The 14,942-nt window shown below is 70.2% G+C and carries 15 protein-coding genes and 1 tRNA gene; 14 read left to right on the forward strand and 2 right to left on the reverse strand.

The window, feature by feature from the left end; genetic code table 11:
- Positions 1-649: 649 nt before the first annotated feature.
- On the reverse strand, positions 650-1,390 hold the full coding sequence (locus IE212_RS29650) for a GntR family transcriptional regulator (RefSeq protein WP_190201043.1): 741 nt from the start codon (positions 1,388-1,390) through the stop codon (positions 650-652).
- Positions 1,391-1,593: 203 nt separating this feature from the next.
- Here IE212_RS29650 and IE212_RS29655 point away from each other — a divergent pair, with 203 nt between their 5' ends.
- The 8 genes from IE212_RS29655 to IE212_RS29690 all read left to right on the forward strand — a co-directional run bounded on the left by IE212_RS29655 (position 1,594) and on the right by IE212_RS29690 (position 7,112).
- The gene (locus IE212_RS29655) at positions 1,594-1,944 is read left to right on the forward strand and encodes an SCO3933 family regulatory protein (RefSeq protein ID WP_052840690.1); all 351 of its coding nucleotides are present in this window, start codon (positions 1,594-1,596) and stop codon (positions 1,942-1,944) included.
- Entirely contained in the window at positions 1,944-3,263 is a 1,320-nt protein-coding gene (locus tag IE212_RS29660) for an FtsK/SpoIIIE domain-containing protein (protein WP_190201044.1), read from the forward strand. Before IE212_RS29655 ends, IE212_RS29660 begins: the two co-directional genes overlap by 1 nt.
- A 12-nt stretch (positions 3,264-3,275) precedes the next feature.
- Positions 3,276-3,470: a hypothetical protein gene (locus tag IE212_RS29665; protein ID WP_190201045.1), complete on the forward strand. Its 195-nt coding sequence runs from the start codon at positions 3,276-3,278 to the stop codon at positions 3,468-3,470.
- A 32-nt stretch (positions 3,471-3,502) separates the two neighbouring features.
- A complete protein-coding gene (locus IE212_RS29670; RefSeq protein WP_190201046.1) occupies positions 3,503-3,793 on the forward strand; it encodes a hypothetical protein in 291 nt (96 codons plus the stop codon).
- A 104-nt stretch (positions 3,794-3,897) separates the two neighbouring features.
- Positions 3,898-4,158, forward strand: coding sequence for a hypothetical protein (locus IE212_RS29675; protein WP_176395936.1), 261 nt, complete (start codon positions 3,898-3,900; stop codon positions 4,156-4,158).
- Positions 4,155-5,525, forward strand: coding sequence for a replication initiator (locus tag IE212_RS29680; RefSeq protein WP_190201047.1), 1,371 nt, complete (start codon positions 4,155-4,157; stop codon positions 5,523-5,525). Before IE212_RS29675 ends, IE212_RS29680 begins: the two co-directional genes overlap by 4 nt.
- A complete protein-coding gene (locus tag IE212_RS29685) occupies positions 5,515-5,727 on the forward strand; it encodes a helix-turn-helix transcriptional regulator (protein WP_190201048.1) in 213 nt (70 codons plus the stop codon). The genes IE212_RS29680 and IE212_RS29685 overlap by 11 nt, the downstream gene beginning before the upstream one ends.
- Positions 5,724-7,112, forward strand: coding sequence for a tyrosine-type recombinase/integrase (locus IE212_RS29690; RefSeq protein WP_190201049.1), 1,389 nt, complete (start codon positions 5,724-5,726; stop codon positions 7,110-7,112). The genes IE212_RS29685 and IE212_RS29690 overlap by 4 nt, the downstream gene beginning before the upstream one ends.
- A gap of 261 nt (positions 7,113-7,373) precedes the next feature.
- On the opposite strand, the gene IE212_RS29695 is transcribed toward IE212_RS29690, so the two are convergent.
- Positions 7,374-7,445 (reverse strand) — tRNA-Arg (locus IE212_RS29695).
- Positions 7,446-7,553: 108 nt separating this feature from the next.
- Here IE212_RS29695 and IE212_RS29700 point away from each other — a divergent pair.
- The 6 genes from IE212_RS29700 to thrB all read left to right on the forward strand — a co-directional run bounded on the left by IE212_RS29700 (position 7,554) and on the right by thrB (position 14,869).
- Positions 7,554-8,102, forward strand: a complete 549-nt coding sequence (locus IE212_RS29700) for a response regulator (protein WP_190201091.1) — start codon at positions 7,554-7,556, stop codon at positions 8,100-8,102.
- A 391-nt stretch (positions 8,103-8,493) separates the two neighbouring features.
- Positions 8,494-9,609, forward strand: a complete 1,116-nt coding sequence (gene nrtL / locus IE212_RS29705; RefSeq protein ID WP_190201050.1) for an ArgS-related anticodon-binding protein NrtL — start codon at positions 8,494-8,496, stop codon at positions 9,607-9,609.
- A 14-nt stretch (positions 9,610-9,623) separates the two neighbouring features.
- Entirely contained in the window at positions 9,624-11,015 is a 1,392-nt protein-coding gene (lysA, locus tag IE212_RS29710; protein ID WP_190201051.1) for a diaminopimelate decarboxylase, read from the forward strand.
- A 195-nt stretch (positions 11,016-11,210) separates the two neighbouring features.
- Positions 11,211-12,503, forward strand: coding sequence for a homoserine dehydrogenase (locus tag IE212_RS29715; RefSeq protein WP_190201052.1), 1,293 nt, complete (start codon positions 11,211-11,213; stop codon positions 12,501-12,503).
- A 6-nt stretch (positions 12,504-12,509) separates the two neighbouring features.
- Entirely contained in the window at positions 12,510-13,568 is a 1,059-nt protein-coding gene (gene thrC / locus IE212_RS29720) for a threonine synthase (RefSeq protein ID WP_190201053.1), read from the forward strand.
- A gap of 362 nt (positions 13,569-13,930) precedes the next feature.
- The gene (thrB, locus tag IE212_RS29725) at positions 13,931-14,869 is read left to right on the forward strand and encodes a homoserine kinase (protein ID WP_190201054.1); all 939 of its coding nucleotides are present in this window, start codon (positions 13,931-13,933) and stop codon (positions 14,867-14,869) included.
- The last annotated feature ends 73 nt before the right edge of the window (positions 14,870-14,942 follow it).

Raw genomic sequence — 14,942 nt, forward strand, 5'->3', positions numbered from 1 at the left:
CCCCACTGGGAAGGCAACTCCCCAAGTGAGCCGCTGAAGAGGCCTCGGGCTACAAGCAGCAGAGCACCTCAAGGATTCGGTATCCCACGCCTGCACAACCTCACCCTCACCAGATGACAGGTAAACCAGCAGGTCAACCGGGATACTCCTCGGCGATTACGGGACACCCTCTAGCGGCCCAGTTGCTTAGCGCATCAACCACCACTCACCCCAGCTCCCATCCCGTCTGCCGTCGACCCACACACCGTGGAGCGGGCGTGGTTCCTGGCGTCCAGGTGGAGCGCGCCACTGTACGAACGACCTGGACGCCAGGGGCCGCGTCTGCTCGGCTCTGCCTGGGTCGATGGCAGACGGGATGGGAGCTCCCCGCGCACGCCACCACTCCGGCCGGCAGTCGCAGACGGCGCCCCCGCCATCTCGGAGCCTGAGCGCCCCCGCCGGAGGCATGCTTTGAGCGTTGCCGCGCTCCCGCGGTTCTCGACTCATGGCACCGGTCCTATTCACATGTGGGCGCGCGTCGGCGCAGCCCGGGCGGAGCGGGCCGAAGGCAGGAGCGGCGCCCGGAGCAGAGCCGGGAGGCGCGCCCGGCGGAGCGGAGCGCAGCCGGGGCTTGATGACGTGGAGAAAATCTGAGCCAACTCGGGCTGTGCTACAGCCGGAACGACAGCTCCAGCTCGCCCCCGGGAAGGTGGAACTCCTCCAGGGCGAGAGGCCTATCTGACGCGGTGAGGGTCACGCGGATGGTGTGGAGCAGAGGGACCCCGTCGGCAAGGCGCAGCGCTTGGGCTTGGTCCGGTAGGGGCATGCAAGTTCGGACGTACTCCGTGAAGTGGAGTTCGTGGCCCAGGTCCGTTAGCGCCGTGTAGAGCTCCGGCGCCGGCGGTGGGGCCTCCTCCTCGTACTTGGTGTCGATCAGTACCGAGAACGGGATGTAGGTGCGGTGGAGCTGGCGGAGCTGGCCGTGAGCCGCGGTCTGCAAGGCGTCGTACGTGTACATCGGCTCACCCGGCGGGATGCGGAGCAGGTCCGCCAGGGCTAGCGGGGCGTCGGTACGGGTGGCCACCGGGGACTCGGCGTCTGTCCAACGGATGCCGTCCGCCTCGACGTAGCGGCCGTCCGAGGTTCGGCGTACGCCGCGCGGGCGTGTGTGCCTGGGGCGGCTGTGAGGGGAGCGGGCAAAGGTGCCGCGGCCCATGATGGCCTCGACGAGACCCGATGCTCTTAGCTCGCTGAGGCCCTGACGGACTGTGGGGCGCGTCACGCCGAACTGCTTTGCCAGAGTCTCTTCGGAGGGGAGCGGTTGGCCGGCGGGGAAGGTGCCGTCCAAGATGCCTTCGCGCAGGTAGTCGGCAATCTGCCGGTACTTCGGCTGCGTGTTCTTCGGCGGCATTCGGGCCCTCCGTGGCCGTGGCTTGCTCGGCTGTGCGTCCTCGTAGACAGCTTGTCCACGTTCGTGGACAGCTTCGCTCATGGGTAGGTCGGTTGACAACCCGTACTACGGGTGGCCACTCTTGTCCGTGTCACCCGTAGTACGGGTGGTCTAGCAACCCGCAGGATCGGCCTGCGGGTGCCAGAGACGAGGAGATCCGAACAGTGGCAAGCCTTCCGATCGACACCGCGAAGTTCACTGGGATCATCTGTGCCGTTCCCCCTGCTCCGCGGGTCGCCAACCGTGAGACCGGTCAGCTCCGTGTGGATCGCGAGACCGGCAAGACCATGTACCAGGTCGGCCTCTGCCTGATGGCGGGCTCGTCGGCCGACGTCGTGAACGTGAGCGTGGCCGGTGAGCCCGCCGGTGTGCAGCTCGGTATGCCGGTGGCCGTGCGGGACCTGGTCGCCACGCCGTGGGAAAACGAGGGGCGGCACGGCATCGCATTCCGTGCGGCAGAGATCCGGCCTCTGAGTGCTCCCGCTGGTGCGACGGGCAAGGGGACCGCGCAGTGATGGAACTGGCCTCCGCCTCTTCGGCCGGTGAGACGACCTGGCCGAGTTGGGCTCTGGTGGTGGCCGCAGTGCTGGTGTCTGGTCTGCTCCTGGCAGGCCCGGCCCTGCGCCGCCGTTACCCCGCGGCCTGGTGGCTGTTACTCGGCTTCCCGGTCGTGGCCTTCCGGGTCGTGCAGACCTGGCGGCCCCTGATGGCCGGGTGCGGGCTCGCCGTGAGCCGTCGACCGGCGCTGACCGTGGTGTCCGGGCTCGTCGGCAAGGGGGCACCCCCGCCTCAGCCGCGCGTGCCTCGGCGGGGCCTCATACGGCCGACCTCCAGCGGATTCCTGTTGCTCGTGCGGCTGCTGCCGGGCCAGGTTCCGGAGGACTTCGTCAAGGCTGCGCCCGCCATGGCGGAGAACTGGCAGGTGCACGCAGTGAGGGTGACCTCCTGTAAGCCGGGGGTCGTGCGGGTCGTGGCCTCAGCGGTCGATCCGTTAGCCGATCCTCAGGTGCCGAAGCAACGCGGTCCTGGCCAGCTCCTACGGGTGACCGTCGGGGCTCTGGAGACCGGAGCCGCGTGGGTGGTCGACCTGCGACGGGTGCCGCACTGGCTGATCGTGGGGGCCACCCGCTCCGGGAAGTCGACGCTCATCAACGCCCTCGTGGCCGGACTCGCCCCGCAACGCGTCGCACTGGTCGGGATCGACTGCAAGGGCGGCATGGAGCTGTCCCTCTACGAGCCGCGGTTGTCCGCCCTCGCGACCAACCGAGAGCAAGCGGTCCGCCTGCTGACGGCCCTCGTGGATCTGACCCTTGACCGAATGACCCTTTGCCGGGCGGCTCGCGTCCGGAACATCTGGGGGCTGACGGACAAGGAACGCCCGGTGCCCGTCGTCGTGATCGTCGACGAGATCGCGGAACTGTTCCTCGTCGCGAGCAGGAACGAGAAGGACGAAGCGCACGCTGCCGGTACGGCACTCATCAGGCTGGCCCAGCTTGGGGCGGCTCTCGGAGTCTTCCTGGTCGTCGCCGGCCAACGTGTCGGCTCCGACCTGGGGCCCGGAGTCACCGCGCTGCGCGCGCAGTTGGGCGGTCGGGTGTGTCACCGCGTGGCCGACCCCGGTACCGCCGAGATGGCGCTCGGTGATCTCAACCCCGACGCGCTGAAGGCGGCCCAGGCCATCACCCCGGAACAGGCTGGCACGGCCGTACTCGCGTCCGGCGACGGCTGGGAACGCGCCCGGTCCCACCTGGTCACGGAGTCGGAGGCGGAAGCCGTCGCCGCCGAGTACGCGCACCTGACTCCCGTCCTGTCCGAACTGTACGTCGAACCGTGAAAGGGGCCTGCCGTGCTGGTGTCCATGTCGGCCGTGCTGCTGCTCGGCCTGCTGATCTGGTTCCTGCTGCGCATCCGGTACCTCAGGTGGGCCGACGCGCTGATCTGTGGAGCCTTCGGCTTCCTACTCGCCCGGACCGTGGCCGCGCCGGTGGTTCAGGCCTTCCTCGACGGAGTGAATGGCTTCCTCGGCCAACTCCGCTTCTGATCCGCCCCAACGAACTGAGAAGGGGACTCCCTGTGTCCGACTACGTCATCCGCTCCGGAGACCGTGCCGCCTTCCTGGCCGGCCTGCGGGAGTTGGTCGACTTTCTGACTGCCAATCCGACCGCTGTCGTCCCGCGTCACGCGTCCGTCATCGTCCTGGTCGACGCCTCCGACTCCGTCGCTTGCCTCGACGGTGTGCGGTCCGTTGCTTCTCCGCTCGGTGTGCTGGCCGAGGACATCGGTCGCGGCTACTTCGACGCACGGCGCGACTTCGGACCGATCTCGTACGGCGTCGTCGGGGTTCCTCCCGAGGAACGGCAGTGATCGCCCGTACGACGGGCTCCCGACGGGGCGCGAAGTCGCCAAACCCGACCCCGTCAGGAACCCACTCCATCCGCCACGTGAGCAGTGAAAGGAGCACTCACACTTTGTCCACCGCGCACCATTCGCGCAAATCCCCGTCCCTGGACTGCGAACTCAGGCAGCGTGACGCGCAGGTCGTGACCTGCGCCGGACGGGAACAGATCGTTCTCGTCGAACTCGACGGAACCGAGCAGTGGCTGTGTCCCGCGCACGCGGCGGCCGTCTGGCTCACGGACCCGACGCTTCGCTTCAGCGCCAAGACTCGGCCGGAGGGGATCTCGGCCGTGATGGGGCAGGCGTTCGGCGGCGGGGGTGGTCGCCGATGACCACTGCGCTTCTGCAGGGCGTTGCGGCTCTCGTAGGCAAGGCGTCGGATCCGGAGTTCACGGCGTGGCGCCGGAACATCATCCGCCTCGGTGGCTGTACCAACCCGATTCATCTGGTCGGCGCGGCAACCGTCTACGACACGACGACCGGCGCAGCCCTTCTCTCCTACGGCTCCGACGTCTATGGAGGGCGGCTGCTCACTGCGTGCGGCAACCGGCGTGCGACGGTCTGCCCGGCCTGTTCGGCTGTGTACCGGGCGGACACGTACCAACTCGTCCGGGCCGGTCTCGTGGGAGGTAAGGAGGTGCCGGAGGCGGTAGGCGGTCACCCGCAGGTGTTCGCCACGCTCACCGCTCCCGGCTTCGGCCCGGTCCACACCCGCCGGGAACGGGACGAGCATGTGCGGGTCTGCAGGCCTCGCCGGATCGAGGAGTGTTGTCCGCACGGGAACCCGGCCGGATGCCGAGACCGGCACCCGGCGGACGATCCCCGTCTCGGGGAACCGGTCTGCCCACGCTGCTATGACTACGCGGGAGCCGTGCTGTGGCACGCGCTCGCCGGTGGGCTCTGGCACCGGTTCGGGTTGGAGCTGCGGCGGGAGGTCGCCCGGCGGGCCGGTTTGACGCGCTCGGAGTTCGGGGAGGTCGCCCGGCTCTCGTACGCGAAAGTCGCCGAGTACCAGCGGCGGGGACTAATTCACTTCCATGCCGTCATCCGGCTCGACGGTCCGGACGGCCCTGGCTCGGCTCCGCCCGGCTGGGCGACCGTGCCGCTCCTGATGGCCGCGGTACGGGCTGTTGTCGGTCGGGTGCGGCTGAGCGCTCCCGGTGCGGGCGTGGTCGGTCCGCGAGTACTGCGCTTCGGCACTCAGGTCGATGTGCGGCCGGTCACCTCATACGGACGGAGCCCGGGGGAGCGGCCCGCTTCTGCGGGGGCCGTGGCGGGCTACATCGCCAAGTACGCGACCAAGGGGGCGGAGTCCGCTGGCGCGGTGGACGGCCGCATTCATCACGCGCGAGACATGGTCACGCTGCCCGTGCGCTCACACGTGCTGCGCATGATCAGCACGTGTTGGTGGCTCGGCGGCCTGCCGGAGTTCGAGCCGCTCGGGCTGCGCCGCTGGGCCCACATGCTCGGGTACGGCGGCCACTTCTCCACCAAGTCGCGTCGGTACTCGACGACGTTGACCGCGCTCCGGCAGGCCCGTGCCGACCATCGTGCGGAGCAACAGCGGGCCGCCCTCGGCCTGGCCGACTACCCCACGGTCACGATCGGCGAGTGGCGTTACGCCGGGCGCGGCTACTCACCGGAAGCGGCTCTCTTGGCTGCCTCGGTGCGGGAGGGCGGTGGTCTCCATGGCACGTGACAGCCGTGCGAAGTCGGCAGAGCTGCTCACGGTCCGCCAGGTGCTCGACGAACTGGACGGCGTCTCCCGCCGCACCTTCTACCGCTGGCGGGAACTGCGCCTCGCTCCCGTCTGTATCCGGCTGCCGAACGGGGAGCTGAGAGTTCGCCGTGACGTGCTCGACGAGTGGCTGGAGGAGCGGGCAGAGGGGGCGGCGTCGTGAAGTCGTACAAGGCTTCCGTCTGGAAGCTGTCGGTCAACAAGACCACCAAGAAGCCGACCTACCTCGTGCGCTGGGCGGTCGACGGACAACGGTTCAGCGAGTCGTACAAGACCAAGACACTGGCCGACCGTTTCCGGGCCAAGCTGGTGCGCGCGCTCGACAAGGGCGAGCCGTTCGACACCGTCACCGGTCTGCCCGACTCGCTGCGCGGCGGCAAGGCGGCGCTGTCCTTCCTCGACCTGGCGGTGAGGTACGTGGACGCCCGGTGGGCGGAGGCGTCCGCCAAGCAGCGGGACAGCATGACCGATTCGCTGGCGACGGTCGTTCCCGTTCTGGTGAAGCCGGGGCGGGGGCGGCCCGCTCCCGAGGTGCTGCGGCGTGCGCTGCGGTCGTACGTCCTGCCTGTGCCTCGTAGGAAGCGGGAGCGGCCGGAGGAGATCAGTGCGGCGGCGAAGTGGATCGAGAAGGCGTCGCTGCCGGTGGCGGAGTTGCAGGAGATCACCCGTGCGCACGACCTAATCGATGCGCTGAGTCGGCGGCTGGACGGCAAGCCTGCGGCGACGCAGACCTACCGGCGGCGGCGCGCCGTGGTCTTCAACGCGCTTGAGTACGCCGTGGAACTGGAGTACCTGCCCTCCAACCCGTTGAGCAGGGTCCGGCGTAAGCGGGGCAAGCGCGCGTTGCAGGAGGTTGACCGCCGGGTGGTCGTCAACCCTCGGCAGGCACGGGAACTGCTGACCGCGCTCACGTACGTGGGTGGCTACGACCGGGCGAGCGGCCGGCGGCTACGGGCGTTCTTCGGGTGCTTGTACTACGCGGCCATGCGACCTGGGGAGGCCCTCGGCCTTCGCCGCTCCGACTGCACGCTTCCGGCGTCAGGCTGGGGCCGCATAGAGCTGGCGGAGACCCGCCCCACGGCAGGTAAGGCGTGGACGGACTCCGGGGAGGCACACGATCGGCGCGGCCTGAAGCAGCGGTCCCACGGGGAGGTACGGACCGTGCCGATTCCGCCTCCGCTGGTGCGGCTGCTCCGCGAGCACCTGGAGGAGTTCGGCACGGCGAAGGACGGCCGGCTGTTCTCCAGTGAGCGGGGCAACGTGATCGCGGCGTCCTCGTACTCTCGAGCGTGGAAACAGGCGCGAGAACTGGCGCTCGTGCCCGATCAAGTGTCCTCGGTCCTGGCCTTCCGGCCGTACGACCTCCGGCACGCGGGCGTCTCCCAGTGGCTCAACTCCGGAGTGCCGGCGCCGGAGGTCGCCGCTCGTGCGGGCCACTCGGTGGACGTGCTGCTGAAGATCTACGCCAAGTGCATCGACGGCCAGGAGCAGGAGATGAACGACCGCATCATGCAAGGGCTGGGGGAGAGGGACGAACCTACGGACTGACAGCCGACCATGACCGACCGACCCAAGCCCCGGACCGTAAGAGGTCCGGGGCTTCGGCCTGCCCACGGGTGGTCCACAGGGCTACTCTCAAGGTCGGCGAAACGGCTTGTGACCAGCAGCGAAGCCCTCCAAGATCAACACGCTATTACAACGTGATCACTGGCAAACAGCTGCTTCCGGCGGCATTCGCCTGCACACACAACAAGACCCCGCACTCAGCAAACGCGCTGATGGCGGGGTCTTTAGGCACTTCCTGCGAAGTGCCCCCGGCAGGATTCGAACCTGCGCACACGGCTCCGGAGGCCGTTGCTCTATCCCCTGAGCTACGGGGGCGTGTCGGTCGCGTTGCTCGCGGCGACGGGTAGAACACTACCAGCTCTCCTCGGGTGGTCATGAACGGGTTTCCGCAGCCGGGGAGGGTGTGTGGGTCGCCCCCGCGGGGTGGAAGTGGGGAAAACCCGGACGCGGTGGCCGGGGTCGACCTACTCTCGAGTTGTGCCAGGCGCGTCGGGCCGGGTGCTTGTTGTGGACGACAACAAGGTCATCCGGCAGTTGATCAGGGTCAACCTCGAGCTTGAGGGGCTGGAGGTCGTGACCGCGGCCGATGGTGCCGAGTGTCTTGATGTCATCCATCAGGTGCGGCCCGATGTCGTGACCCTCGATGTCGTCATGCCCCGACTGGATGGACTCCGCACCGCCGCACGCCTGCGGGAGGATCCGCGCACCCGTGACGTGCCGCTCGCGATCGTCAGCGCGTGCAGTCGGCATGAGGTCGAGGCCGGGCTCGAGGTGGGCGTCGACGCCTTCCTCGCCAAGCCTTTCGAGCCGAGCGAACTCGTCGGTATGGTGCGGCAGTTGATCGAGCGGGAGCGGAACCCGCAGGGGCAGGGGCAGGGGAGCGAGGGTGGTGTTCCTGGCGGCGGCGCGGCCGCGTTCGGCCCCGTCGTCGGTGCGGAGGAGGCCCAGCGGGCCGGCAGTGCCGGCGGCTGACCGATCAGTCCGGTCGCTCCCTCGCCTGACGGTTCAGTCCGGTCGCTCCCTCGCCTGACGGTTCAGTCCGGTCACTCCGTCGCCTGACGGTTCAGTCCGGTCACTCCGTCGGCGGGAAGTCTCCTCCCGCCCGGCCCCGGCCGTGGAGGCATGCACGCCCCGTCCGAACCGATCACCCCGTGGGGAGAGCCGGTCAAGTCCGATCGCCCCGTGGAGGGAGCCGGTCAAGACCGATCGCCCCGTGGAGGGAGCCGGTCAAGTCCGATCACCCCGTGGAGGCGGACCCGTCCAGCCCGTCGCCGCCCCCCCGCAGGCACCGCCCCGTCCACATCCCGGACCGCCAAGAAACCGGTTCGCATACCCACCCCCTTCCTCCCATACGCTTGTCCCCGTGACCCCAGTCGAGCTCTCCCGCACCGTGCTGCATGCCGTGCGTCGCGCTGTCGACGAGGGTGAGCTGAGGGTGAGTGTGCCGGAGCGGGCCGTGGTCACTGTGCCGGGGCCCGGGGGCTGCGGGGACTACGCCACCAACATCGCCCTCCAGCTGGCCGGCGCGGCAGGGCAGCCGCCGTTGCGTGTGGCCGAGATTCTGAGGTCGCGGCTGGTGGACGAGCCGTCCGTCAGCGATGTCGTCGTCACGGGACCCGGTTTCCTCAACCTCAGTCTCCAGGGGGCGGCCTCCGCCGGGATCGTCGACGAGATCCTGCGGCGCGGGCTGCGGTACGGGCACGCCGATGCGGCCGGCGGGAGCGTGGTCCGGCTGCGGTGCGCGGCAGACGTGCGTGCCGTGGTGGTCGCGGACTCCGTGGCCCGCGTGCTGCGCAGTCAGGGCGACTCCGTGCGGATCACGTGCGACGGCCGGCCCGCGCCGGAGTGGGGATCCCTCCTCGGCGTGGACCTCGAGGACTCAGGGGCGCCCCCGGGTCCCACCGGCCTCCCGGGCCTCCCCGGCGCTCCAGGCCAAGGCGGCCTACCTGACGTCCCCGACCTGCCCCACCTCGACGTCACCGTCCGTCCCGTCCCCGCCTCCGGTGACCCCCTGCCCCTCGGCCGGGACGCCGCACGCTGGGCGCTGCTCCACCCCGCCGGTCACGACCGGCCCCACATCACCGGCGACCATCTGGTGCAGCGGGAGTCCAACCCCCTCTTCCGCGTCCGGTACGCCCACGCCCGCACCCGGGCCCTCCTGCACAATGCCGCCGACCTCGGATTCCAGTCCGAGCCCGGCCCCGTGCACGACAGCGACGCCACCGCGCTGGTCGCCGCACTCGGCGACCACCCCCGCGTCCTTGCCGCCGCCGCCTCGCACCGCACCCCCGACCGCCTGGCCCGGCACCTCGTCAGCGTCGCCGATGCCACGCTGCCCCTGCTCCCCGCCGTGCTGCCCCTCGGCGAGGAGAAACCCTCGGCCGCCCACCGTGCCCGGCTCGCCCTCGCCGAAGCGGCCGGGACGGTGCTGGCCGGCGGCCTGTCCCTGCTCGGCATCGACGCACCCCACCATCTCTGAGAGAGCACCCGAGAATGAGCCGTTCCGCACACCCCGCCGGGCCCCGTCACGCCGATGTCCTTCCCGAGGGCCACTACTCCGCCCCGCCCGCCGACCTCAACGCCTTGGACCCCAAGGTCTGGGCGCAGACCGTGACGCGCGACGAGGACGGTGCCGTCACCGTCGGCGGGCTTCCCGTCACGCGGCTCGCCGAGGAGTTCGGCACCCCCGCCTACATCCTCGACGAGGCCGACTTCCGCTCCCGGGCCCGGGCGTGGCGGAACGCCTTCGGCCAGGACGCCGACGTGTTCTACGCCGGGAAGGCGTTCCTCTCCCGTGCCGTCGTGCGCTGGCTGGACGAGGAAGGTCTGAACGTCGACGTCTGCTCCGGCGGCGAGCTGGCCACCGCCCTGTCCGCCGGCATGCCCGCCGAGCGCATCGCCTTCCACGGCAACAACAAGTCCGTCGACGAGATCACCCGGGCCGTCGAGGCCGGTGTGGGGCACATCGTGCTCGACTCCTTCCAGGAGATCGCCCGCGTCGCCCACATCGCGCAGAGCCTCGGGAAGCGCCAGAAGGTTCTGATCCGGATCACCGTGGGCGTCGAGGCCCACACCCACGAGTTCATCGCCACGGCCCACGAGGACCAGAAGTTCGGCATCCCGCTGGCCGGCGGGCAGGCCGCCGAGGCAGTGCGCCGGGCCCTGAAGCTGGACGGTCTGGAGCTCGTCGGTATCCACAGCCACATCGGGTCGCAGATCTTCGACATGTCCGGGTTCGAGGTCGCCGCCCACCGGGTGGTCGGGCTGCTCAAGGACATCCGCGACGAGCACGGCGTCGAACTGCCCGAGATCGACCTCGGTGGCGGACTGGGCATCGCGTACACGAGTGACGACGACCCGCGTGAGCCGCACGAGATCGCCAAGGCGCTCAACGAGATCGTCACCAGGGAGTGCGAGATCGCCAAGCTGCGCACGCCCCGCATCTCCGTCGAGCCCGGTCGCGCCATCGTCGGTCCCACCGCCTTCACGCTCTACGAGGTCGGCACCGTCAAGCCCCTCGACGGGCTGCGGACGTACGTCTCCGTCGACGGCGGCATGTCGGACAACATCCGCACCGCGCTGTACGACGCCGAGTACAGCGTCGCGCTGGTCTCCCGCGCCTCCGACGCCGAGCCGATGCTCGCCCGGGTCGTCGGCAAGCACTGCGAAAGCGGGGACATCGTGGTCAAGGACGCCTTCCTGCCGGCCGACCTGGCACCGGGTGACCTCATCGCCGTGCCGGCCACCGGCGCGTACTGCCGGTCCATGGCCAGCAACTACAACCACGTGCCGCGGCCCCCGGTCGTCGCCGTGCATGAGGGCGAGGCCCGGGTGATCGTTCGCCGGGAGACCGAGGAGGACCTGCTGCGTCTCGACGTCGGCTGAGCCGGACCGACGGAGGGGCCGACGGAGGGCCCGCCGGAGGGCCCAACGGAGGGGCCGACGGTGGGGCGGAAGATCTCCTGTCTTCCGCCCCCGTGCAAATGAAATAGATATCTCAGGATCCGGACGAAGGGCAGAAACTCCCGTCCGGTGAGTGAGACTGGTGCAACCGTAGACGGTATGAGGAAACGAGGTCGGATGATGCGTACGCGTCCGCTGAAGGTGGCGCTGCTGGGCTGTGGAGTGGTCGGCTCAGAGGTGGCGCGCATCATGACGACGCACGCCGACGACCTCACCGCCCGCATCGGAGCCCCGGTGGAGCTCGCGGGCGTGGCCGTACGACGGCCCGACAGGGTGCGCGAGGGCATCGCCCCCGAACTCGTCACCACCGACGCCACCGCCCTCGTCAAACGCGGTGACATCGACGTGGTGGTGGAGGTGATCGGCGGCATCGAGCCCGCTCGGACCCTCATCACCACCGCCTTCGAGCACGGCGCCTCCGTCGTCTCCGCCAACAAGGCGCTGCTCGCCCAGGACGGCGCCGCCCTGCACGCCGCGGCCGAGGAGCACGGCAGGGACCTCTACTACGAGGCCGCCGTCGCCGGTGCCATCCCGCTGATCCGGCCGCTGCGCGAGTCCCTCGCCGGCGACAAGATCAACCGGGTGATGGGCATCGTCAACGGCACGACGAACTTCATCCTCGACAAGATGGACTCGACCGGGGCCGGGTACCAGGAGGCCCTCGACGAGGCCACCGCCCTGGGGTATGCCGAGGCCGATCCGACCGCCGACGTCGAGGGCTTCGACGCCGCCGCCAAGGCCGCCATCCTCGCCGCCATCGCCTTCCACACGCGGGTGCGCCTCGACGACGTCCACCGCGAGGGCATGACCGAGGTCACCGCGGCCGACTTCGCCTCCGCGAAGGAGATGGGCTGCACCATCAAGCTGCTCGCCATCTGCGAGCGGGCCGAGGACGGCGGCTCCGTCACCGCGCGCGTGCACCCCGCCATGATCCCGCTGAGCCACCCGCTGGCCTCCGTGCGCGGCGCCTACAACGCCGTGTTCGTCGAGTCCGACGCCGCCGGGCAGCTCATGTTCTACGGGCCCGGAGCGGGCGGTTCCCCGACGGCGTCCGCCGTGCTCGGCGACATCGTCGCGGTCTGCCGCAACCGGATCGGCGGCGCGACCGGACCGGGCGAGTCCGCCTACGCGGCCCTGCCGGTGTCGCCCATGGGCGACGTGGTCACGCGCTACCACATCAGCCTCGACGTGGCCGACAAACCGGGTGTTCTCGCCCAGGTGGCGACCGTCTTCGCCGAGCACGGAGTCTCGATCGATACGGTTCGCCAGTCGGGGAAGGACGGCGAGGCCTCCCTCGTCGTCGTCACGCACCGTGCGTCCGACGCCGCCCTCACCGGGACCGTCGAGGCGTTGCGCAAGCTCGACACCGTGCGTGGTGTCGCCAGCATCATGCGGGTTGAAGGAGAGTAACCAGCAATGACCCACCAGTGGCGCGGAATCATCGAGGAGTACCGGGACCGGCTGCCGGTATCCGACACCACGCCGGTCGTGACGCTCCGCGAGGGCGGCACGCCGCTCGTGCCCGCGCAGGTGCTCTCCGAGCGCACGGGCTGCGAGGTCCACCTCAAGGTGGAGGGCGCGAACCCGACCGGTTCCTTCAAGGACCGGGGCATGACCATGGCCATCACGCGGGCCAAGGAGGAGGGCGCGAAGGCGGTCATCTGCGCCTCCACCGGCAACACGTCGGCCTCCGCCGCCGCGTACGCCGTGCGGGCCGGGATGGTCTGCGCCGTGCTCGTGCCGCAGGGCAAGATCGCGCTCGGCAAGATGGGCCAGGCCCTCGTGCACGGCGCGAAGATCCTCCAGGTCGACGGCAACTTCGACGACTGCCTCACGCTCGCGCGCGGCCTGAGCGACAACTACCCCGTGGCGCTGGTCAATTCGGTCAACCCGGTACGTATCGAGGGGCAGAAGACGGCCTCCTTCGAGATCGTCGACATGCTCGGCGACGCCCCCGACATCCACGTCCTGCCGGTGGGCAACGCGGGCAACATCACGGCCTATTGGAAGGGCTACAAGGAGTACGCCGCCGACGGCGTCGCCTCCCGGACGCCCAGGATGTGGGGTTTCCAGGCCTCCGGCAGCGCCCCGATCGTGCGCGGCGAGGTCGTCAAGGACCCGTCGACCATCGCCACCGCCATCCGCATCGGCAACCCGGCCTCGTGGCAGTACGCGCTTGCGGCGCGGGACGAATCGGGCGGTTTCATCGACGAGGTGACGGACCGTGAGATTCTGCGCGCCTACCGTCTGTTGGCCTCGCAGGAGGGCGTCTTCGTCGAGCCCGCCTCCGCCGCGTCCGTCGCCGGTCTGCTGAAGGCCGCCGAGCTGGGCAAGGTCGACCCGGGGCAGCGGATCGTGTGCACCGTCACGGGCAACGGACTGAAGGACCCCGACTGGGCCGTCGCCGGTGCCCCGCAGCCGGTCACCGTCCCGGTCGACTCGGCCGCCGCGGCGGCGCGCCTGGGCCTGGCCTGAGGTGCGCCTCGGGCCCGCCTGACCTGCGCCGACGCCCCGGGCGCCGGTGTAGCGCCCGGCACGGCCCGGCGTAAGACGGCGCTTGCCCTGGGGGCTTCCCTACGGGGGGTGCACAGGGGGCTTACGACACGCATCGTGCGCCTCCTGTGCGCCCTATGTCGTCACAGAACCTTCCTTCGATAGGCTGTACTGAACCCGCCCGCCGCATATGCCTCCGCACGGAGCGCGGTACCGCGCCGTCCCCGCGGCCGGAAACCCGCCGGCCACCCCGGCCGGCAGCGGCCCCCAGGGTTCTCGTACACCATCGGATGTCCGTCCCACGTCATTCGACCATCACGCAGCTCAAGGAGAGTCATCGAGCGATGGCCGGTCCAGCGTTCCGCGCCGCCGCCGTCCGGGTGCGCGTCCCCGCCACCAGCGCCAACCTCGGCCCGGGCTTCGACGCCCTCGGCCTCGCGCTGGGCTTGTACGACGACGTCGTCGTCCGGGTGGCCGACTCCGGGCTGCACATCGACATCGCGGGGGAGGGCAGCGAGACACTGCCGCGCGATGAGCAGCACCTCCTCGTCCGTTCCCTGCGCACCGCCTTCGACCTGCTGGGCGGACAGCCGCGCGGTCTGGAGATCGTCTGCGCCAACCGCATTCCGCACGGCCGGGGGCTCGGCTCCTCCTCGGCCGCCATCTGCGCCGGGATCGTCGCCGCCCGCGCCGTGACCATAGGCGCCGAGGCCAAGCTCGACGACACCGCGCTGCTGGAGCTCGCCACCGAGATCGAGGGCCACCCCGACAACGTCGCCGCGTGCCTGCTGGGCGGCTTCACCCTGTCGTGGATGGAGGGCGGCGCGGCCCGCGCGATCAGGATGGACCCCGCCGATTCCATCGTTCCGGTGGTTTTCGTACCCGGAAAGCCGGTACTCACCGAGACGGCGCGCGGCCTGCTCCCGCGCACCGTCCCGCACGTCGACGCAGCCACCAACGCGGGCCGGGCCGCCCTGCTCGTCGAGGCCCTCACCCGCCGCCCCGAGCTGCTGCTGCCCGCCACCGAGGACCGGCTGCACCAGGAGTACCGCGCCCCCGCCATGCCCGAGAGCACCGCGCTGGTGGAGCGGCTGCGGTCCGAGGGCGTCCCCGCGGTCATCTCCGGTGCCGGACCGACGGTCATGGCGCTGACCGACGAGGCCACCGCCGACAAGGTCGAGGCCCTGGCGGGCGCGGACTGGGCGGCGAACCGGCTGCGCCTCGATCAGCAGGGCGCGAGCGTGCTTCCGCTCGCGACGTCCGGCGAGTCCGGCGACATCTAGAAGCACACGGTTGCCGGATTTGGAGAGGGGGAATGTTTGTTGGATCCGGTAGTGTTAACCTCAAGTCTGCACC

It is taken from the genome of Streptomyces djakartensis (assembly GCF_014651075.1).
Taxonomy (GTDB): domain Bacteria; phylum Actinomycetota; class Actinomycetes; order Streptomycetales; family Streptomycetaceae; genus Streptomyces; species Streptomyces djakartensis.

Coding starts and splice junctions, on each gene's coding strand:
- IE212_RS29680 (WP_190201047.1), top strand. CDS start 4,155: ATGACCACTGCGCTTCTGCAGGGCGTTGCGGCTCTCGTAGGCAAGGCG.
- IE212_RS29685 (WP_190201048.1), top strand. CDS start 5,515: ATGGCACGTGACAGCCGTGCGAAGTCGGCAGAGCTGCTCACGGTCCGC.
- IE212_RS29660 (WP_190201044.1), top strand. CDS start 1,944: ATGGAACTGGCCTCCGCCTCTTCGGCCGGTGAGACGACCTGGCCGAGT.
- IE212_RS29650 (WP_190201043.1), bottom strand. CDS start 1,390: ATGCCGCCGAAGAACACGCAGCCGAAGTACCGGCAGATTGCCGACTAC.
- lysA (WP_190201051.1), top strand. CDS start 9,624: ATGAGCCGTTCCGCACACCCCGCCGGGCCCCGTCACGCCGATGTCCTT.
- thrB (WP_190201054.1), top strand. CDS start 13,931: ATGGCCGGTCCAGCGTTCCGCGCCGCCGCCGTCCGGGTGCGCGTCCCC.
- IE212_RS29715 (WP_190201052.1), top strand. CDS start 11,211: ATGATGCGTACGCGTCCGCTGAAGGTGGCGCTGCTGGGCTGTGGAGTG.
- thrC (WP_190201053.1), top strand. CDS start 12,510: ATGACCCACCAGTGGCGCGGAATCATCGAGGAGTACCGGGACCGGCTG.